Annotated in this window: 17 protein-coding genes; 6 read left to right on the forward strand and 11 right to left on the reverse strand. The window is 65.3% G+C overall.

The window, feature by feature from the left end:
• Positions 1 to 23: 23 nt before the first annotated feature.
• Together aroB and CLM73_RS28240 are read right to left on the reverse strand one after the other, a co-directional pair.
• Positions 24 to 1,100, reverse strand: coding sequence for a 3-dehydroquinate synthase (gene aroB / locus CLM73_RS28235; RefSeq protein WP_105241242.1), 1,077 nt, complete (start codon positions 1,098 to 1,100; stop codon positions 24 to 26).
• Positions 1,097 to 1,738, reverse strand: a complete 642-nt coding sequence (locus CLM73_RS28240; RefSeq protein WP_056571064.1) for a shikimate kinase — start codon at positions 1,736 to 1,738, stop codon at positions 1,097 to 1,099. Before CLM73_RS28240 ends, aroB begins: the two co-directional genes overlap by 4 nt.
• Positions 1,739 to 1,852: 114 nt before the next feature.
• On the opposite strand from CLM73_RS28240, the gene CLM73_RS28245 reads away from it, so the two are divergent.
• Positions 1,853 to 4,300 carry a penicillin-binding protein 1A gene (locus tag CLM73_RS28245; protein WP_105241243.1) on the forward strand — a complete coding sequence of 816 codons (2,448 nt, stop codon included), beginning with the start codon at positions 1,853 to 1,855 and terminating at the stop codon, positions 4,298 to 4,300.
• A gap of 34 nt (positions 4,301 to 4,334) precedes the next feature.
• Here CLM73_RS28245 and cyaY read toward each other — a convergent pair whose 3' ends face one another.
• Complete coding sequence (gene cyaY, locus CLM73_RS28250; RefSeq protein WP_056571060.1) at positions 4,335 to 4,664, reverse strand: iron donor protein CyaY; 330 nt, start codon at positions 4,662 to 4,664, stop codon at positions 4,335 to 4,337.
• 55 nt (positions 4,665 to 4,719) lie between these two features.
• On the opposite strand from cyaY, the gene lptM reads away from it, so the two are divergent.
• Both lptM and lysA read left to right on the forward strand, forming a co-directional pair.
• Positions 4,720 to 4,887 (forward strand): LPS translocon maturation chaperone LptM, encoded by a 168-nt coding sequence (gene lptM / locus CLM73_RS28255; protein WP_234015770.1) that lies wholly within the window; start codon positions 4,720 to 4,722, stop codon positions 4,885 to 4,887.
• On the forward strand, positions 4,884 to 6,176 hold the full coding sequence (gene lysA, locus CLM73_RS28260; protein WP_105241245.1) for a diaminopimelate decarboxylase: 1,293 nt from the start codon (positions 4,884 to 4,886) through the stop codon (positions 6,174 to 6,176). The genes lptM and lysA overlap by 4 nt, the downstream gene beginning before the upstream one ends.
• A gap of 72 nt (positions 6,177 to 6,248) precedes the next feature.
• Here lysA and ccsB read toward each other — a convergent pair whose 3' ends face one another.
• The 3 genes from ccsB to CLM73_RS28275 form a co-directional block, all read right to left on the reverse strand.
• Entirely contained in the window at positions 6,249 to 7,595 is a 1,347-nt protein-coding gene (ccsB, locus tag CLM73_RS28265) for a c-type cytochrome biogenesis protein CcsB (protein ID WP_105241246.1), read from the reverse strand.
• An 8-nt stretch (positions 7,596 to 7,603) separates the two neighbouring features.
• Positions 7,604 to 9,685, reverse strand: a complete 2,082-nt coding sequence (locus CLM73_RS28270) for a cytochrome c biogenesis protein ResB (RefSeq protein ID WP_199778217.1) — start codon at positions 9,683 to 9,685, stop codon at positions 7,604 to 7,606.
• Between the two features lie 119 nt (positions 9,686 to 9,804).
• Entirely contained in the window at positions 9,805 to 10,506 is a 702-nt protein-coding gene (locus tag CLM73_RS28275) for a c-type cytochrome (protein WP_105241762.1), read from the reverse strand.
• 264 nt (positions 10,507 to 10,770) lie between these two features.
• Between CLM73_RS28275 and yihA the strand changes: the two genes are divergently transcribed.
• The gene (gene yihA / locus CLM73_RS28280; protein ID WP_056571052.1) at positions 10,771 to 11,394 is read left to right on the forward strand and encodes a ribosome biogenesis GTP-binding protein YihA/YsxC; all 624 of its coding nucleotides are present in this window, start codon (positions 10,771 to 10,773) and stop codon (positions 11,392 to 11,394) included.
• Positions 11,391 to 12,407 (forward strand): porphobilinogen synthase, encoded by a 1,017-nt coding sequence (gene hemB / locus CLM73_RS28285; protein ID WP_056571050.1) that lies wholly within the window; start codon positions 11,391 to 11,393, stop codon positions 12,405 to 12,407. The genes yihA and hemB overlap by 4 nt, the downstream gene beginning before the upstream one ends.
• Here the strand turns inward: hemB and CLM73_RS28290 are convergent.
• The 3 genes from CLM73_RS28290 to cutA form a co-directional block, all read right to left on the reverse strand.
• Complete coding sequence (locus CLM73_RS28290; protein WP_105241247.1) at positions 12,404 to 13,261, reverse strand: DMT family transporter; 858 nt, start codon at positions 13,259 to 13,261, stop codon at positions 12,404 to 12,406. The genes hemB and CLM73_RS28290 overlap by 4 nt on opposite strands.
• A 199-nt stretch (positions 13,262 to 13,460) precedes the next feature.
• Positions 13,461 to 15,350 carry a protein-disulfide reductase DsbD gene (gene dsbD / locus CLM73_RS28295; protein WP_105241248.1) on the reverse strand — a complete coding sequence of 630 codons (1,890 nt, stop codon included), beginning with the start codon at positions 15,348 to 15,350 and terminating at the stop codon, positions 13,461 to 13,463.
• The gene (gene cutA / locus CLM73_RS28300) at positions 15,350 to 15,697 is read right to left on the reverse strand and encodes a divalent-cation tolerance protein CutA (RefSeq protein ID WP_056571044.1); all 348 of its coding nucleotides are present in this window, start codon (positions 15,695 to 15,697) and stop codon (positions 15,350 to 15,352) included. Before cutA ends, dsbD begins: the two co-directional genes overlap by 1 nt.
• A 122-nt stretch (positions 15,698 to 15,819) precedes the next feature.
• Here cutA and CLM73_RS28305 point away from each other — a divergent pair, with 122 nt between their 5' ends.
• Positions 15,820 to 16,296, forward strand: coding sequence for an HIT family protein (locus CLM73_RS28305; RefSeq protein WP_105241249.1), 477 nt, complete (start codon positions 15,820 to 15,822; stop codon positions 16,294 to 16,296).
• Between the two features lie 69 nt (positions 16,297 to 16,365).
• On the opposite strand, the gene rplQ is transcribed toward CLM73_RS28305, so the two are convergent.
• Together rplQ and CLM73_RS28315 are read right to left on the reverse strand one after the other, a co-directional pair.
• A complete protein-coding gene (gene rplQ / locus CLM73_RS28310; RefSeq protein WP_006389635.1) occupies positions 16,366 to 16,758 on the reverse strand; it encodes a 50S ribosomal protein L17 in 393 nt (130 codons plus the stop codon).
• A 186-nt stretch (positions 16,759 to 16,944) separates the two neighbouring features.
• On the reverse strand, positions 16,945 to 17,931 hold the full coding sequence (locus tag CLM73_RS28315; protein ID WP_008169002.1) for a DNA-directed RNA polymerase subunit alpha: 987 nt from the start codon (positions 17,929 to 17,931) through the stop codon (positions 16,945 to 16,947).
• Between the last annotated feature and the right edge of the window lie 130 nt (positions 17,932 to 18,061).

The following is an 18,061-nucleotide window of genomic DNA, read 5'->3' on the forward strand; positions in this document are numbered from 1 at the left end:
TGCAACACCGTCCTTGACTGCGTTTACTGGGTGGTTCGGGCCAGCACGGCGCGCACCACATCGTCGGGGGCTGGCCGCATCATGGCCTCGCCGATGCGTGTCATGAGCACGTAGCGGATCGAGCCGCCTTCGGTCTTCTTGTCGACCTGCATCAGGTCCAGCCAGCGGTCCGCGCCCAGATCGGGCGCCACGACCGGGCAGCCAATGGCTTGCACCAGCGCGCGCACGCGCTCGACATCGGCGCGATCAAAGCCCGCCACGTCGGCCGACAGTTCGGCGGCCTGGACCATGCCGCAGCCGACGGCCTCGCCGTGCAGCCAGGCGCCGTAGCCCAGGCCCGATTCAATGGCGTGGCCAAACGTGTGGCCCAGGTTCAGGATGGCGCGCAGCCCGGATTCGCGCTCGTCCTTGCCCACCACCTGCGCCTTGAGCTCGCACGACCGGCGGATGGCATACGTGACGGCGTCGGCGTCCAGAGCGCGCAGCTTTTGCGCATTGTCCTCGCACCAGCGCCAGAATTCCGGATCCAGGATGAGGCCGTACTTGATGACCTCGGCCAGGCCCGCCGACACCTCGCGCGCCGGCAGGGTGCCCAGCACATCGGTGTCGATCTCGACCGCGATCGGCTGGTAGAAGGCGCCGATCATGTTCTTGCCCAGCGGGTGGTTCACGGCGGTCTTGCCGCCCACCGACGAGTCGACCTGCGCCAGCAGCGTCGTGGGCACCTGCAGGAAGCGCACGCCGCGCATGTACACGGCCGCCGCAAAACCCGTCATGTCGCCGATGACGCCGCCGCCCAGCGCCACCAGGACGCAGCGCCGGTCCAGGCGGTTGCCCAGCAGCGCGTCAAAGATCAGGTTGAGCGACTGCCAGTCCTTGTAGGCCTCGCCGTCGGGCAGCTCGATGCGCAGCACCCGCTTGCCCGTGCGGGCAAGCGCGGCTTCGGCGCGCTCGGCGTACAGGGCCGCCACGGTCGGATTGGTGACCACGGCAATGGCGGTGGCGTCCGCGGGAATGCATTGATCCAGGGAGTCCAGGCGGCCCGGTCCGATGTGGATCGGATAGCTTCCGCCCGGGGTTTCGACGTCAACAACGTTCATATGCGCTTCTCGAATGCTTGTAATTGCGGCAGCAGCGCCTTGACCAGGGTGTGGATGGGCATCGACCCCGTTTCCACCACCAGGTCGGCGACTTCCTTGTAGAGGGGCTCGCGCCGGGTCATCAGGTCGCGCAGCGTGCCGCGGGGGTCGGCGGTGGCCAGCAGGGGCCGGTTGCGGTCACGGCAGGTCCGGCGGAACAATTCGTCCACGCTGGCTCGCAGATAGACGACAATGCCGCGCTCGTGCAACAGTTGCCGGTTCTCGGCGGCCAGGATGGCGCCGCCGCCCGTGGCAAGAATTATGTTGCGCCGTTGGGTACACTCTTCCAATGCGGCGGACTCTCGGCGACGAAAACCGGCTTCGCCCTCGATTTCGAAGATTACCGGCACCCGCACGCCGCAACGCGCCTCGAGCTCATGATCCAGATCCATAAAGTCGCGCCCCAGCGCCCGCGCCAGGCTACGGCCTATGGTTGTCTTGCCCGCGCCCATCATTCCGACCAAGAATACCGGCAGGTCGTGCGGCAACGACACGGTCTTGCCCGTGCACTCGACGGCGCAGGGCTGGCTTTCAGGCGCTGCGTCGGAGCGCTCCGGGTCCGGGGCTGCCTCCGGACATGAGTTAGCGGCAAAGTTCATGGCGGCATTATCACATTTGCCGCCAGTTGCCCGTGCACCACACTGAACTATTTTGTTACAGAAACCGATCCCCCGCCATGAGGTGGGCCCGGAGATACCCGTAAAATCGCCGCGATGAGCAAGCCCCAGAATTCCTCCAAAAAAGACAAGCCCGTCAGCAGCGGCTCCCCGATACTGCGGTTCTTCGTTAAAACCGGCATCTTTTTCGCCGGCCTGTTCCTGTGCGGCGTCCTGCTCGCGGGGATGGCGCTGGCGCTCGCGTGGCCCAATCTGCCCGACTTGAACGCCATGACGGACTATCGGCCGCGGGTGCCGCTGCGCGTGTACACGGCAGACCGCGTCCTGATCGGCGAGTTCGGCGAAGAACGCCGCAACGTGCTGCGCTTCAACGAAATCCCGGACGTCATGAAATCCGCGGTACTGGCGGCCGAAGACGACCGCTTCTACCAGCACGGCGGCATCGACTGGATGGGCGTGGTGCGGGCCGGCCTGACCAACCTGATCAGCATGTCCAAGACGCAGGGCGCCAGCACGATCACGATGCAGGTCGCGCGCAACTTCTACCTGTCGTCCGAAAAGACCTATTCGCGCAAGTTCTACGAACTGCTGCTGACCTTCAAGATCGAATCGGAGCTCACCAAGGACCAGATCCTTGAGCTCTACATGAACCAGATCTACCTGGGCCACCGCGCCTACGGCTTCGCGGCCGCCTCGCGCACGTATTTCGGCAAGCCCCTGTCGGAAGTCACGCCGGCCGAAGCCGCCATGCTGGCCGGCATTCCCAAGGCCCCGTCGCGCTTCAACCCCATCGCCAACCGCCCCCGCGCCGAACTGCGCCAGCGCTACGTGCTGGGCCGCATGCACTCGCTGGGCTACCTGACCGAACCGGAATACAAGCAGGCGATGGCGCAGCCCATCGTCATGAAGTCCGCCGAAGGCACCCCGGCCGGCGGCTATTCCATCCATGGCGAATACGTGGCCGAGCTGGCGCGCCAGCTGCTCTACAACGTGTACCAGGACAACGTGTATTCGCGCGGCATCAACATCTACACGACCGTGCAGTCCAAGGACCAGGAAGCCGCCTACCGCGCCGTGCGCGAAGGCGTGCTGGAATACACGCGCCGCGCGCCCTACCCCGGCCCGGAAGAACAGCTGGATCTGCCTGCGGGCACCGAGAACAATCCCGCCGCGCTCGACGAGTTCCTGGACGGCGTGTTCGACAAATTCCCGGACAGCGGCGACCTGCTGACCGCGGTGGTGCTGTCGGCCAGCCCCACCGAAGTGAAGCTGGCGCGCAGCTCGCGCGAAGTCATCACCGTGACGGACAAGAAGGTGCTGGGCGTGGTCGCCCGCGCACTGAACGACAAGGCCAAACCCGAGCAGCGCATCAAGCGCGGCTCCGTGGTCTACATCCGCAAGTTCGGCGACAACTGGGAAATCATCAACCTGCCGTCGGTGCAGGCGGCCTTCGTGGCGCTGTCGCCGCAGGACGGCGCCATCCGCGCCATGGTCGGCGGCTTCGATTTCTACCGTGGCAATTTCAACCGCGTGACGCAGGCCTGGCGCCAGCCGGGCTCCAACATCAAGCCCTTCATCTACGCCGCCTCGCTGGAACGCGGACTGACGCCGGGCACGCAGATCTCGGACCAGCCGTTTGAACTGACCGCCGCGCAAACCGGCTCCAAGGCCTGGAATCCCAAGAACTACGGCAACCAGTACGAGCCCATGCTCACGCTGCGCCAAGGCCTGTACAAGTCCAAGAACATGGTGTCGATCCGCATTCTGCAGGCCATCGGCCCGCAGTACGCGCAGGACTACCTGACCCGCTTCGGCTTTGACAAGGCGCGCCAGCCCGCCGTGCTGCCCCTGGCGCTGGGCGCCGGCTCCGTCACGCCGCTGCAGCTGGCAGGCGCCTTCTCGGTGTTCGCCAACGGCGGCTACCGCGTCACGCCTTACCTGATCGACCGCGTCACCGACAGCAACGGCAAGGTCATCATGCAGTCCAAGCCGGTTGTCGCTGGCGATGCGGCGGCTCGCGCCATCGACCCGCGCACGGCCTGGGTCATGGACGACATCCTGCGCGGCGTCACCACGTACGGCACCGCCGCGCGCGCCCGGGCTCTGCTCAAGCGCGGCGACATCGCCGGCAAGACGGGTACGACCAACGAATCCGTGGACGCCTGGTTCTCGGGCTATACGCCGACGCTGGCCGCGACCGCCTGGCTGGGCTTTGACCAGCCCAAGTCGCTGGGTTCGCGCGAGACCGGCGGCGGCGTCGCCATGCCGATCTGGGTGGACTACATGCAGAGCGTGCTGAAGGGCGTGCCGGAAGAAAAGCCGCGTCCCCGTCCGGACGGCCTGCTGGTGGAAAACGGCGAGTTCTACTTCTCTGAATTCCCGCCGGGACAGGCCGTGGCCCGCCTTGGACTCCCCGAGGCCGACACGTTGGGTGAATTCCTCAATGGCCTCGGCAGCGGTTCCAGCGAGGAAACCCGGATCAAGGTCGCGCCGGGCGTCGGTACGCAGACCGCCACGCCCTGGTCGCAGAAGATTCCCTTCTGATGCAAAAAGGCCGGCCCAGTGGGCCGGCCTTTTTTTACAGCCGGATCGTCACGGGGACGCCGGCGGCAGCGGAGCAGATCTGGGACAGGGCGTCCGGCAACTGCGGCCCGCCCCGGGTATCGTTCCAGTGCTGGCCATCAAAGCGGTAGTGGAATCCGCCGCTGCGCGCGGCGACCCACAGCTCCTGCATGACGGCCTGGCTGTTCACCACGACGTGGGTGTTGTCCTCGAAAACCAGGGTCAGCACATTGCCGCTACGGCTGGTTTCGACATCGACGTCGAGCGAAGCCGCCCAGTCATCGGCCTGGCTTTCGATGCTGTCCAGCACCTGGTCGATCAACGCAAGAAATTCGGTTTCGGTCATAATCGAGCCTGCAAGAATTACGGAGTTCCCAGTGTTCCAATTGGCATATAGCCGCATGGCTCTTCGCATTGTAGCCACGCTCATGGCGGCCGGCATGGTGACGGCCTGCGGGTACAAGGGGCCGCTCTACATGCCGCCGCCCCCTGAAGGCAGCAAGGCGCCGGCCCGCACGCAGCAGAACCCGCCGCCGGCGCAGATCCCTCCCGCCCCGGCCCTGCCATGACGCCTCCGTTCCCGACCCCGCCAGAGTTGGCCGGCCATCCCTACTTCCAGTACCGCAATAATGTGTTGTACGCCGAAGATGTGCCGCTTGACCATCTGGCCGAACGGTTGGGAACGCCACTTTACGTCTACTCCCGCGCGGCCCTGAAAGCCGCCTGGCAATCCTATTGCAGCGCCATCGGGCAACGTCCGGTGCTCGTCTGCTACGGCATGAAGGCCAACTCCAACCTGGCGGTGCTCGGCGAATTCGCGCGGCTCGGCGCCGGCTTTGACATCGTGTCGGGCGGTGAACTCCATCGTGCCCTCGCCGCGGGCGCCGACGCTTCCCGGATCGTATTTTCGGGCGTGGGCAAGCAGGCCTGGGAAATGCGCGATGCCCTGCGCGCCGGCGTAAAGTGCTTCAACGTCGAATCCGTTGATGAACTACACCGCCTGTCCGACGTTGCCGCGCACCTGGGCCTGCGCGCCCCCGTATCGCTGCGCGTGAACCCGGACGTCGACGCCCGCACGCACCCGTACATCTCGACCGGACTGAAGGAAAACAAGTTCGGCATCGCCATCGGCGACGCACTCGAGGCCTACCGCACCGCGCAGTCGCTGCCCGGTCTTCGGATCGTCGGCGTGGACTGCCACATCGGCTCGCAGCTCACCGACATCAGCCCCTACTTCGATGCGCTCGAAAAGCTGCTGGACCTGATCGAGGGTCTGGAACAGGCGGGCATCCATATCGAACACCTGGATCTCGGCGGCGGACTGGGCATCCGCTATATGGACGAGACGCCGCCTTCACCACGCGCGCTGCTGGACCGCGTGTTTGAACGGTTGAACGCGCGCGGGCAGGGTCATCTGCAACTGGTGCTGGAACCGGGACGCTCGCTCGTCGGCAATGCCGGCGTGCTGCTCACCACCGTCCAATACATCAAGCACGCCGAAGCCCGCAATTTCGCCATCGTCGACGCGGCCATGAACGACCTGCTGCGTCCGGCGCTTTACGATGCATTCCATGGCGTGCAGCCGCTGCACCCCCGCGCCGGCGACGCCGCCGAATACGATATCGTCGGCCCCGTCTGCGAAAGCGCCGACTGGCTCGCGAAGCAGCGTTTGCTTACGATCCGCCAAGGCGACGTGCTTGCGGTGGAATCGGCCGGCGCCTACGGCATGACCATGGCCAGCAACTACAACTCGCGCGGCCGCCCGGCCGAGGTCATGGTCGACGGCGATAAATTCTATGTCGTGCGCCAGCGCGAAACCCTGGCTGACCAGCTACGCGGCGAATCGCTGCTTCCCTGAACCGGCGTCGCGCAAAAGACAAAGGCCCCTGCATGCAGGGGCCTTCGTTCGTCTGCGGGGATACTTGCGCGCTTAGAGCTGGCCGTACGAGTGCAGTCCCGACAGGAACATGTTCACGCCCAGGAACGCGAAGCCTGTGATCAACAGACCCATCAGCGCCCAATAGGCCGCCATCGCGCCGCGCAGGCCCTTGATTAGGCGCATGTGCAGCCAGGCCGCGTAGTTCAGCCACACGATCAGCGCCCAGGTTTCCTTGGGATCCCACTGCCAGTACGCACCCCACGCATCGGCCGCCCACAGGGCGCCCAGGATGGTGGCCACCGTGAAGAAGGCGAATCCGATCGCGATGGCGCGATACATGATGTCGTCCAGCACTTCCAGCGACGGTAGCGCTTCCGCGATGCGGCGGCGGCCCAGAAGAATGGCGCCCACGATCACCGCACCCACGCCGAAGTACAGCATCCACGTGGCCGACAGGCCGTCGGTGCGGAACACCATGGGCTCGGCGCACAGCAGCACGCCCAGAATGAACAGCGGCGCCAGCTTCGCCCACGACGTGGTCTGGCCGTGCTGCTTGACCAGGTACGCAAAGCCCACCATCGCCGCCAGCGAGAACGTGCCGTAGCCAATGAAGTTGGCGGGCACGTGCAGTTTCATCCACCAGCTCTTGAGCGCGGGCACCAGCGGCTGGATCTGTCCCGCGTCGCGCGTGAACGAGTACCAGAGCAGGAACACGACGGCCGACGTCACCACCATCATCACGAAGCCGCCCAGCGCGCGCGTGGCGTACTTGCGTTCGTAGTACAGGTAGAACAGCGCCGTGATGAGGCAAAACAGCACGAAGACTTCGTACAGGTTGCTGACCGGGATATGACCCAGGTCCGGGCCCATCAGATGGCCCTCGCGCCAGCGCACGAGCAGACCCGTGACGCCGGCAAACACCGCGCCCCAATTCAGCGCCGTGCCGAGCCAGGCGGCCGTCGGGCTGAAGAGGCCAATCCAGTAACAGACCATCGACAGCGCAAACAGCGCGCTCATCCACAGGATGGCGGACTGCGAGGAAAACAGGTACTTCAGGAAGAACACCTGCTCGGCGCGGGCGAGATCGGTGCCATACAGCATCAGCGCCAGGCCCGACGAGATCGCACAGGCGATCATCAGCCGGCGCAGCGGCCGCCACAGCCAGCCCAGCCAGGCCACCGCGGGCACCGTGCCGCACAGGATGATCTTCTCGTAATAGTCCATCGCGTGCCCGTAGCGGGTCAGCGCGAATCCCGCCCCCACCGCAAGCAGCAAAAAGAAGACGATGTCGGTCCAGTCAGGCTTGCCGCGTTGTGCGCGGTTGTCGCCGGTTTCGGACAAGGCATCCTGCCAGAGCGATTCAGGCGACGGGGGTTGCGTGGTGGTCGTCGTGGACATAAATAACCTTAGGACCCTTTTTTCTGGCGCAGCAGCGCCTGCTTGAAGCGTTCGAACTCTTGATTGAAGTCAAGTGTACGCTTCTGTGACGTCATGGCCGCCAGGACGCTGCTGCCGCCGCCTTGCGGCTTGACCCAGATCCAGACACGACGATCGCGGATGTAGAACATGGAGAACACGCCCAGCACCAGCAGCAGGCTGCCCAGGTAGACGGTGTTCTTGCCGGGCGTGCGGCTGACCTGGAACACGCTGGCCTGCACGTGGTTGAAGTCGGCCAGCGACAGGAACACCGGCGCGGGATAGACCGTCAGGTCGGACAGCGCCGCCACCGCCAGACGCGACCACACTGCCGCGCGTTCGCCCTCCTGGCCTTCGACGGGCACGGGCGGCTGACCGGCGCGTTCGCGCGCGATGGCGCGCAATTCATTCATGCTGGCGCCGATCAGGCGAATCACGACGTCGGCCGCGCGCTCCAGATCCGGGGCCGGCGTGTTGGCTTGCAGGAAAGCCGCAACGGCCTGCAAGCCGCCGGAGGCAAAGGTGTCCAGCGCACGCTCGGCCGCGGTCTCCAGCGGCTGACGGTCGGCGCCCGACGGGCTGTTGCGCTCGGCAAAGCGGCGGGCGGCTTCCTTGCGCGCGGCCGGGTCGGCCAAGGTGGCGCGCAGGCGCATGAATTCGGCAATGGTGCTGTCGTCGTCCGCCGGAATACGCAGATAGCGGAACGGCTCGGCCGCGTTGTTGCGCACGCCGGCCAGAAACACGGCCGCGCCGTCCAGCTCGACGGGCAGCATGTAGTTCTGGAATTCGTGCGCCTGGCCCGCATCGTCGATCAGCTTGTACTCGACGCTAGGACCGACGTTGCGCAGGTTCTCGTTCTTCTTGCCGGCTGCACTGCCGGCGACCGACGCCACGTGTTCCGCAAAGCTCTGGTTGGCGCCCTTGGGATCGCCGCGGGTCAGGTCCTCAACGTTGATGGGACGCATGGCCGTGATCTCGATGCCCATGCTGCGCGGGCCCTTGGCCGTCTGCGCGGTGAGTTCGCTGGTCTTGCCGACCGTGCCGTCGACCGAAAAGGTGGCGTCGTTGGCGCCCACCAGCGGGTAGCCCTTCAACGCGACCGTGCTGCCGCCGTCGTCAAAGCTCGACTGATAGACCGTCATGCCCTTGAAGCGCAGCGGCTCGTTCACCTCGATGGTCGAATCGAAGGTCTTGCCGGTGTCAGGGTCGGTGACCTCGACTTCGCTGGCGAAGCGGCTGGGCATGCCGGTGGAGTAGTAGTCGACGACAAACTTCTTGAGCTTGAGCGTGAAGGGCATCGGCTGCACCAGCGCGCCATCGCCCACCATCACGACCGCCGTGGTGGCCTGGCCGCCCTCAGGCACGAGCACGCTCGCGCGAAAGCTCGGGTTGTTGACCGACAGGCGCCCGCTCTCCGGCACCTCGGAAATCAGCATGTTGTCGACGATCGGCTGCTTGCCGCCAAACATGACCTGCAGGCGCACCGGCAGTTCGCTGTCGAGCAGGCCGCCAATACAGATGATGACCATGGCCGCGTGGGCGAACACATACCCCAGGCGGTTCGCGCTGCCCTTCTTGGCCGCCAGCAGGACGCCGTCCTGGTCCTCGCGCACGCGCACCGCATACCCCATGCGGCCGAGCAGCGCCTTCAGGCCGGTGACGGTCTGCTGCACACCGGTGGGCTCGGTGGTTTCAACGCGATGCGGAAACGCGCGCAGGCTGCCTTCGCGCACATGCTCGCGGAACGAACGCGCGTCGCGCAGCATCTTGGGCGCATTGCGGATCAGGCACACCGAGGTCGACACGACCAGAAAGCCCATGATCAGCAGGAACCACCAGCTGTTGTAGACGTGCCAGATGGAGAACTTGTCGAACACCTCGAACCAGAACGGGCCGAACTGGTCGATGTAGTTGTTGGACGAGCGGTTCTGCTGCAGCACCGTCCCCACCAGGCTGGCCACGCAGATGAACATCAGCAGGCTGACGGCAAAACGCATCGAACCCAGAAGTTCAAAGAGATCGCCTGGCAGGCTGCGCAAAGAGGGGCGGGAGTGGGTTCGAGTCGAATTCATGAAAAAAGGGGGGCCGCGCTATCGGCTACCCCCCTCATAGACAGTGCGTGACGGAACGAGGTTCCGTCGCGCTCAAGTTGCATCAACGCGGACCGGCCGCGCACGTTGCGGCCAATCGTTTACCGAAGGCCGGCCGCGTAATCCGACACCGCCTTGATGTCGGCGTCCGACATGCGGTCCGCGATGGCGTGCATGACGTCGTTCTTGCGGTCGCCGCTACGGAAAAGCTTCAGTTGCTCTTCGATGTACACGGGGAACTGGCCCGACAGACGGGGGTACTGGCCGGGAATCCCGGCGCCATTGGCAGAATGGCATGCCGCGCAAGCGGGCACGTTGCGGTCAGGCAAACCGCCACGCCAGATCTTTTGACCTAGCTCAACCAAGTTCTCATGGCCTGCCGTGGCGGGCTCTTTGAGCGGCTGCGTCGCCAGATACAGCGCGACGTTCTGCATGTCGGCCGGGGTCAGGTTCTGCACCATGGCGGTCATGGCGCTGGGATTGCCGTCAGGACCATTGCGCACCGGAGTCTTGGCGCCTTCCTTGATCTTGAAGTCGGCAAGCTGCTTGGCCAGGTATTCGTGCGGCTGCGCGGCCAGGTTCGGGTTCACCGGAATGGTGCTGTTACCCGCCGCGCCGTGACAGGAGGCACAGGCAATGATGCCGCGGGCCGCGTCGCCTTGGTCAAACAGCTGACCGCCCTTGGCGGCATCTGGTTTGGCCGGGCCCGCGGCGCCATTGGCGGCGAAACTCGTAGCAGAGAGGGCGGAGGCGCCGAGCAACAGCCCGCTCGCAACCAACATCCGGGACAGCACACGCTTCATGAAGACCTCGACGATCACATCGATCAAGGCGCAAAAAGGCGCCCACGCCTGCCCGCACTCGCAGTAAAACCGTAACGAACCTGTTTTGCTTGTCCTGCTTGCGATCTTGCTGCGAGGCTGCGTCAGCACTGCCCGGAAAGGGCTTTTATTGGCTGGATGGCAGCTAAACAGTAAGCAAAAAAGACGGCTCCGCGCACGGGGACCACTGTAGCAAACGCCGGATTATACAATAGGGCTCGAAACCAACCGTATCGAAAGCCATCCGTGTCCCTCCTACATCGCGCCTCCTTCCTCACTTCCGCGGCTCGCCTCGACCAGTTGCCGCCCGCCGGCGCTCCCGAGGTCTGCTTCGTCGGCCGCTCCAATGCCGGCAAGTCCACGTCCATCAACGTGCTGTGCAACCAGCGCCGTCTTGCGTTCTCCAGCAAGACGCCGGGCCGCACGCGGTTGATCAACATGTTCGGCCTGCCTGACCCGCTGGACCCTGAAGCCCACATCGGCTATCTGGTCGACCTGCCCGGCTACGGCTATGCGTCCGTGGCCCGCAACGAAAAGGAAAAGTGGGCGGACATCCTGGGCGGCTACCTGCGCGACCGTGAATCGCTGGTCGGCATCGTGCTGCTCATCGACATCCGCCGCGGCGTGACCGAGCTGGACCGGCGCCTGGCGAACTTCATTGCGCCCACCGGCCGCCCCGTGCTGGCGCTGCTGACCAAGGCCGACAAGCTGCCGTACGGCCAGCGCATGCGCACCGTCTTCTCGGTCCGCAAGGACCTGGCCGACATCGGCGCGCTGCACACGATTCCCTTCTCGGCGCCCGAGCGCATCGGCCTCGAAGAAGCCGGCGCTCACATCGAAAATTGGATTTCCCCCAAGGTCGTACCATGAACCCGCAGATCATCACCCCTGAGTTTCCGGTTTCCCGTCCCCGCCGCCTGCGTCGCGACGACTTCACGCGCCGTCTGGTGCGCGAGAACGCCCTGACGGTCAATGACCTGATCTACCCGGTTTTCGTGGCCGAAGGCACGGGCCTGCGGCAAGCTGTTGCTTCCCTGCCCGGCGTGGTCCGCTATTCGCTGGACACGCTGCTGCCGGTAGCTGAGGAATGCGTGTCGCTGGGCATCCCGGTGCTGTCGCTCTTTCCCGCCATCGACCCGTCGCTCAAGACGCCGGACGGCATCGAGGCCACCAATCCCGACGGCCTGATCCCGCGCGTGGTCCGCGAGCTGAAGTCGCGCTTCCCGGAACTGGGCGTGCTCTGTGATGTGGCGCTGGACCCGTACACCAGCCATGGCCAGGACGGCGTCATCGACGCCGACGGCTACGTGATCAACGAACCCACTGTCGAGATCCTGGTCAGGCAGGCGCTCACGCAGGCCGAAGCCGGCGTCGACATGGTCGCCCCCAGCGACATGATGGACGGCCGCATCGGCGCGGTGCGCCGCGCGCTCGAGGCCAACGGCCACATCCACACGCGCATCATGGCGTATTCGGCCAAGTACGCCAGCGCGTTCTACGGCCCCTTCCGCGACGCCGTGGGCTCGGCCACCAATCTGGGCAAGTCCAACAAGATGGCCTACCAGATGGATCCGGGCAACATCGACGAGGCGCTGCGTGAGGTGGCCGGCGACCTGCAGGAGGGCGCCGACATGGTCATGGTCAAACCGGGCATGCCTTACCTGGACGTGCTGCGCCGGGTCAAGGACACGTTCCGCGTGCCGACCTTCGCCTACCAGGTCAGCGGCGAATACGCCATGATCAAGGCCGCCGCCGCCAATGGCTGGCTCGACCACGACAAGGTCATGATGGAAGCGCTGCTGGCCTTCAAGCGCGCCGGCGCCGACGGCATCCTGACGTACTTCGCCATCGAAGCGGCAAAGCTGCTGAAAAACCAGCGTTAATTGCGGCGGGCTCGGCGCAGGCCCAGCCACGTCCCGCCAAGCACGCAGCTCAGGCCGACGACATGCGTCAGCGTGACGTGCTCGTCCAGGAACAGGGCCGCGAACAGCAACCCGAAGATCGGCAGCCAGTTCACGAACAGCGCGGCGCGGCTGATCCCCAGCCGCGCGATGCCCGCGTTCCAGACGATGTTGCTGACACCGGATGCGACCACCGCCGAAAACATCAGCACGGCCCAGGGCCACCACGTCATCTGCCACGTATCCGCGTGGTACGAGGATGGCGTCAGCGCGGCATGTCCCACCAGCATCACGCCGCCGGCCAGGTACATGTACCAGAGCATGCCCAGCGGATCCATCATCCGCGACATCCGCTGGATGACAAGGCCGCCAAACACGAAGACCAGCACGGCCACGAACACCACCGCATCGCCCCAGCCGGTCAGCCCGAGCTGCGCGCCGCTGCCCGCCACCACCATGCCCACGCCCAACAGGCCGAGCAGCGCACCGGCAATGCGGGTGGCCGTCAGCTTTTCGCGATAGAAGATGGCGGCCAGGAAGGCGGACAGCAACGGGCTGGTCGCCATGATCAGCGTGCCGTTGGCCGCCGAGGAAACCCGCAGGCCCGACACCAGCGCCACCTGGTGCGCATACACCACCAGAAACCCGGCAAGCGCCACCCAGCCCAACTGCGCGCCGCCCAGCTTCGGGATGCGGCTGCCGCGCGCCTTCATGATGAGGGTGACGGTGATGAACGCAATGACGATCCGAACGGCAGCCAGCGCCTGGATGTCCATGTGCTGCGTCAGATACTTGATGGAGACGATGTTCAAGCCCCAGGTGGCCATGACGAACATCAATTGAAGATAAATCAGACCGTTCCGGTCCTGACTTGCATCAACGGTGGTGGACGTCACGGCGCCGGCCTGGAGGGAGTTGGATGCGCCGCGCGGGCAGCGAAGCGATCATGGTATATCGCCGCTTTTCTTGATTCAACGCAAGCATTGCCGCGTTGCGCGCATCAGACGTTGGCGCCAGCCCTTCCGCGCGCGCCCCTCAACGCACGAGCACGCGGTCCAGCGATTCCGTAAAGCGCTTCGCGTCCTGAAAGCCCACGACGCGCGCATCCGCGATTTCCTTGCCGCCGGGCTCGAAGAACATGATGCCGGGCGGGCCGAACAGACGGAAGCGCTTGAGCAGCGCACGGTCGTCGGCATTGTTCGCGGTCACATCCGCCTGCACCAGCACCATGCCCGCCATGCGTTGCGCGACACCCGGGTCCGTGAAGGTGAAGCGCTCCATCTCGCGGCACGACACGCACCAGTCCGCGTAGAAATCCAGCATGACCGGACGGGTGCTTTGCGCCAGCAGCGTGTCCAGCTCGGCGTTGCTGCGCACGCGGGTGAAATGCACCTCGCCCGCGGCGCCGGCAGCCGGCGCATCGCCGCGCGCGGCCAGGTGCGACAGCGGCTGCAGCACGTCACGTCCGCCGCTGGCGGCCCCCACGAGCCACGCCGCGGCCGCCAGGGCGAGCAACAGGCCCAGGCCCTTGCCGAACATGCGCCCGGCGCCCGCGCCGGGCGGCAAGGCGTCAAAGGCGCGCAGCATCACGGCCGACACGACGGCCAGAAACGCCCATCCGGTCATCTGAACCCAAGTGGGCACGACCGGAATCAGCATCCACCACGCAGTCGCCAGCAGCAGCATGCCGAACAAGCGCTTCACGCCGTCCATCCAGGGCCCGGCCTTGGGCAGCAAGGCGGACGACGACGCGCCCACGATCAACAGCGGCACGCCCATTCCCCACGCCATCGCAAAGAGCGCCGATCCGCCCAGAACCACGTCCCCGGTCTGCGAGATGTACAGTAACGCGCCGGCCAGCGGCGCGGCCACGCACGGGCCGACAATCAACGCCGACAAGGCGCCCATGACCAGCGCGCCGGTGTAACGTCCGCCCGGCACGCGCGACGAGCGGTCGGACAGCATGGCCTGAATGCCCGACGGCATCTGGAACGTGAATACGTCGAACATGGCCAACGCCAGCACGGCCAGCAAGATGGCGAAGAGGGTCAGGATCCACGGCGTCTGGAGCCAGGCCGCGAGCCCCGCGCCGCTCAGGCCGGCGGCCACGCCCAGCGCGGTGTACACCACCGACATGCCCAGCACGTAAGTGGCAGCCAGCGCCAATCCGCGTCCGCGGCTCGGCCGCTCCTGCTGCGCGCCGCCCAGCACAATGGACGACAGAATGGGGATCATGGGCAGTACGCACGGCGTAAAGGCCAGCAACAAGCCCAGCACCAGAAACACGCCCGCCGTCTTGATCCATCCCAGACCGCCCAGCGCGTCGGCCAGCCCCGTGTCCCCGGCGTTGACCAGGGCGGACAGGCCGCCCGAAGCCGCTTGCGGCGCCAACGCCCCGCCCAGTCCCGTGCCCGCCACGGCGTATCCGCCGGCCACGGGCGTGAGCTTCACGGTGCTGTCCATCGGCGGATAGCAAAGTCCGGCATCCGCACAGCCCTGGCCCGTCAGCGTCAGCGTGAAAGGTTGTCCGCCGGCGCCCACCGGAACGCGGATCGTCACGTCCTTATGGAAGACCTCCATGTCCTTTTCAAAGGTCGGGTCGTATTTGACTTCGCCCTTGGGATAAACGGCCTCGCCCAGCGTGGTGGCGTCGGCGGGGCTAATGGCAATCGCGAAGCGCTCGCGGTACATGTAGTAGCCGGGCGCTACCTTGTAATGGAGCTCCAGCGTGTCCGCGGACGCCATGTTGGCGCTGAACACGAAAGCCTTTTCGGGCTCCAGGAACTCGGCGTCCGCGCGCGCGGCAGCCTGCCATCCGAACAGCAGGAAAGCCATCGCCAGCAGCAGCAGGCAGCGCCTGAAAAAGGCGGAGGTCGCGCTCTCGGCGCGCCCGCGCGCACCGACCGTACCGGCAAGTTGCAACATCAGTTTCTCTTGTTCTGCGTAATGGCCGTCTGCTCGCGCACCCAGTCCAGGTATGGCGCCGCGCCGGCGATGACCGGCAGCACGATGATCTCGGGAACGTCGTAGGGATGAAGTTCCGACAACGCCTGCACGACGGCGGCATGCCGCGCGTAGGTCGTCTTGATCTGAATGGGGATTTCCTCCGCCCCTTCGACCTCGCCGTTCCACAGGTAGATGGACAACCCGGGCGCGCCGAGGTTCACGCACGCGGCCAGTCCGTCCTCCACGAGCACGTGCGCAATGCGCTTGGCCAGCAACAGGTCCGGCGCATTGCTGATGACCAGCACGACGTCGTCATCGCGCAACATGGAACCTCCTTGGGATACCCGCGTGGGATGTAACTCAAGGTATTTTATCGGTATTGCGGCCACCTTCCCGGAACCGTCGCGCGCCAGGCCGCCGCGCCGCCCTCTCACACGCCGAGGCAAGCATGTCCGACAACTGCCTGTTCTGCCGCATCGCCCGTCACGAGATTCCCGCGCACGTCGTCCACGAAGACGACCGCCTGCTGGCCTTCCTCGACATCCAGCCCGTGCGCCCCGGGCACACGCTCATCATTCCCAAGCAGCACTATCCCTATTACGAAGACATGCCGGCAGACCTGGCCGCCAGTATCGTCAACCTGGGCCAGCGCCTCGGCCGTCAGATGAAACGCCTGTACGGCGTCGAACGCGTGGGTTTTGCCTTCACGGGCATCCACGTCGCGCACGCGCATGCCCATGTCATTCCGATGCACCACCCACAGGATGTGACGTCCACGCAGTACATCGCGGAGCAGGACCTGACGTTCCGGATGCCGCCCCAGCCGCCCCAAGAGGCGCTGGCCGCCACAGCCGCCGAGCTGCGGGGGCAATTGCGCGGCGGGCGCGAAGGTGGGGGTGAGCGCGGGGATGAGGACAACGCCTGATCGGCGGCGCCAAAAAAAAACAAGGGCGGGTCCGAAGACCCGCCCTTGTCGCTTATCTAGCTGCCGAAATTACTCGGCGCTGTCTTCAGCGGCTTCATCGACTTCCGGACGGTCAACCAGTTCCATGAAAGCCATGGGAGCGTTGTCGCCTTGACGGAAGCCCATCTTCAGCACGCGGGTGTAGCCGCCGTTACGGGCCGCGTAGCGCGGGCCGATTTCGGCAAACAGCTTCACAACCGCATCGCGATCGCGCAGACGGGCGAAAGCCAGACGCTTGTTCGCGAGCGTGGGCTCCTTGCCCAGCGTGATCAGGGGTTCGATGACGCGGCGCAATTCTTTCGCCTTCGGCAGCGTGGTCTTGATTGCTTCGTGGGTGATCAACGAAACAGCCATGTTGCGGAACATGGCAAGACGGTGACTGCTGGTGCGGTTGAGCTTACGCAAGCCATTACCGTGACGCATGATAAGTTTCCTTTGAATCTAAAGAAGGCGTTTCCGCCATCGGGTTGCCGGCTCTTCTATCAGCCTGCAATCGGGCTGCGGTCCGGTAGAAAACGGGGCATTTTACGACGATTTCGCAAACCGCCCGGCGGTGAGGCCGGGCGCTGCGGGAGACGCCCCTTTTCAGGGGCGGCACCCTACCAAGACTTACGGACGCTCCAGGCCCAGGGGCGGCCAGTTCTCGAGCTTCATGCCGAGGGTCAGGCCACGTGCAGCCAGCACTTCCTTGATCTCGTTGAGCGACTTGCGACCCAGGTTCGGGGTCTTGAGCAGCTCGTTTTCGGTACGCTGGATCAGGTCGCCGATGTAGTAGATGTTTTCGGCCTTCAGGCAGTTGGCCGAACGCACCGTCAGCTCCAGGTCGTCGACCGGACGCAGCAGCACGGGGTCGATCTGCGGCGTGCCGCGGACCGGGGCTTCGTACGAATCGCCAGCGCCTTCCAGGGCGGCGAAGACCGAGATCTGGTCCATCAGGATGCGGGCCGACTGACGCACCGCTTCCTCGGGCGAGATCACGCCGTTGGTTTCGATGTCCAGGACCAGCTTGTCCAGGTCGGTGCGTTGTTCAACGCGGGCGCTTTCAACGGCGTAGCTCACGCGGCGGACCGGGCTGAACGACGCGTCCAGAACGATGCGGCCGATGGTGTGGGTGCGGTCTTCCGACAGCGCGCGCACGTTGCCCGGCACGTAGCCGCGGCCCTTTTCGACCTTGATCTGCATTTCCAGCTTGCCTGCTTCCGTCAGGTTGCAGATGGCATGGCCGGGGTTGATGATCTCGACGTCGTGCGGCAGCTCGATGTCGCTGGCCAGCACCGTGCCGGCGCCGGACTTGCGCAGAACCAGCGTCACTTCGTCGCGGTTGTGCAGCTTGAAGACCACGCCCTTCAGGTTCAGCAGGATGTCGACGACATCTTCGCGAACGCCCGGGATGGTCGAGTATTCGTGCACCACGCCCGTCATCTGGACTTCGGTCGGCGCGTAGCCGGTCATCGAAGACAGCAGGATGCGGCGCAGGGCGTTGCCCAGCGTGTGACCGTAGCCACGCTCGAACGGCTCCATCACGATCTTGGCATGGTGCGTGCCGACCGGTTCGACTTCAATGGAGCGCGGCTTCAGGAAACCTTGAGTGGACATTTACTGTGTTCCTTTTCAATACCCTCGGCTCGTTACACCGATAAGGCTGATGGACAGGGTGAGGCATGAAACAGGGGCGGTGCAAAAACATCGCCCGATACTTACCGCAAAGCCCGCTCCACCAAATGGC

It is taken from the genome of Achromobacter spanius, assembly GCF_002966795.1.
GTDB classification, from domain to species: domain Bacteria; phylum Pseudomonadota; class Gammaproteobacteria; order Burkholderiales; family Burkholderiaceae_B; genus Achromobacter; species Achromobacter spanius_D.

Coding starts and splice junctions, on each gene's coding strand:
- aroB (WP_105241242.1), bottom strand. CDS start 1,100: ATGAACGTTGTTGACGTCGAAACCCCGGGCGGAAGCTATCCGATCCAC.
- CLM73_RS28240 (WP_056571064.1), bottom strand. CDS start 1,738: ATGAACTTTGCCGCTAACTCATGTCCGGAGGCAGCCCCGGACCCGGAG.
- CLM73_RS28245 (WP_105241243.1), top strand. CDS start 1,853: ATGAGCAAGCCCCAGAATTCCTCCAAAAAAGACAAGCCCGTCAGCAGC.
- cyaY (WP_056571060.1), bottom strand. CDS start 4,664: ATGACCGAAACCGAATTTCTTGCGTTGATCGACCAGGTGCTGGACAGC.
- lptM (WP_234015770.1), top strand. CDS start 4,720: ATGGCTCTTCGCATTGTAGCCACGCTCATGGCGGCCGGCATGGTGACG.
- lysA (WP_105241245.1), top strand. CDS start 4,884: ATGACGCCTCCGTTCCCGACCCCGCCAGAGTTGGCCGGCCATCCCTAC.
- ccsB (WP_105241246.1), bottom strand. CDS start 7,595: ATGTCCACGACGACCACCACGCAACCCCCGTCGCCTGAATCGCTCTGG.
- CLM73_RS28270 (WP_199778217.1), bottom strand. CDS start 9,685: ATGAATTCGACTCGAACCCACTCCCGCCCCTCTTTGCGCAGCCTGCCA.
- CLM73_RS28275 (WP_105241762.1), bottom strand. CDS start 10,506: ATGAAGCGTGTGCTGTCCCGGATGTTGGTTGCGAGCGGGCTGTTGCTC.
- hemB (WP_056571050.1), top strand. CDS start 11,391: ATGAACCCGCAGATCATCACCCCTGAGTTTCCGGTTTCCCGTCCCCGC.
- CLM73_RS28290 (WP_105241247.1), bottom strand. CDS start 13,261: ATGTTCGTCATGGCCACCTGGGGCTTGAACATCGTCTCCATCAAGTAT.
- dsbD (WP_105241248.1), bottom strand. CDS start 15,350: ATGTTGCAACTTGCCGGTACGGTCGGTGCGCGCGGGCGCGCCGAGAGC.
- cutA (WP_056571044.1), bottom strand. CDS start 15,697: ATGTTGCGCGATGACGACGTCGTGCTGGTCATCAGCAATGCGCCGGAC.
- CLM73_RS28305 (WP_105241249.1), top strand. CDS start 15,820: ATGTCCGACAACTGCCTGTTCTGCCGCATCGCCCGTCACGAGATTCCC.
- rplQ (WP_006389635.1), bottom strand. CDS start 16,758: ATGCGTCACGGTAATGGCTTGCGTAAGCTCAACCGCACCAGCAGTCAC.
- CLM73_RS28315 (WP_008169002.1), bottom strand. CDS start 17,931: ATGTCCACTCAAGGTTTCCTGAAGCCGCGCTCCATTGAAGTCGAACCG.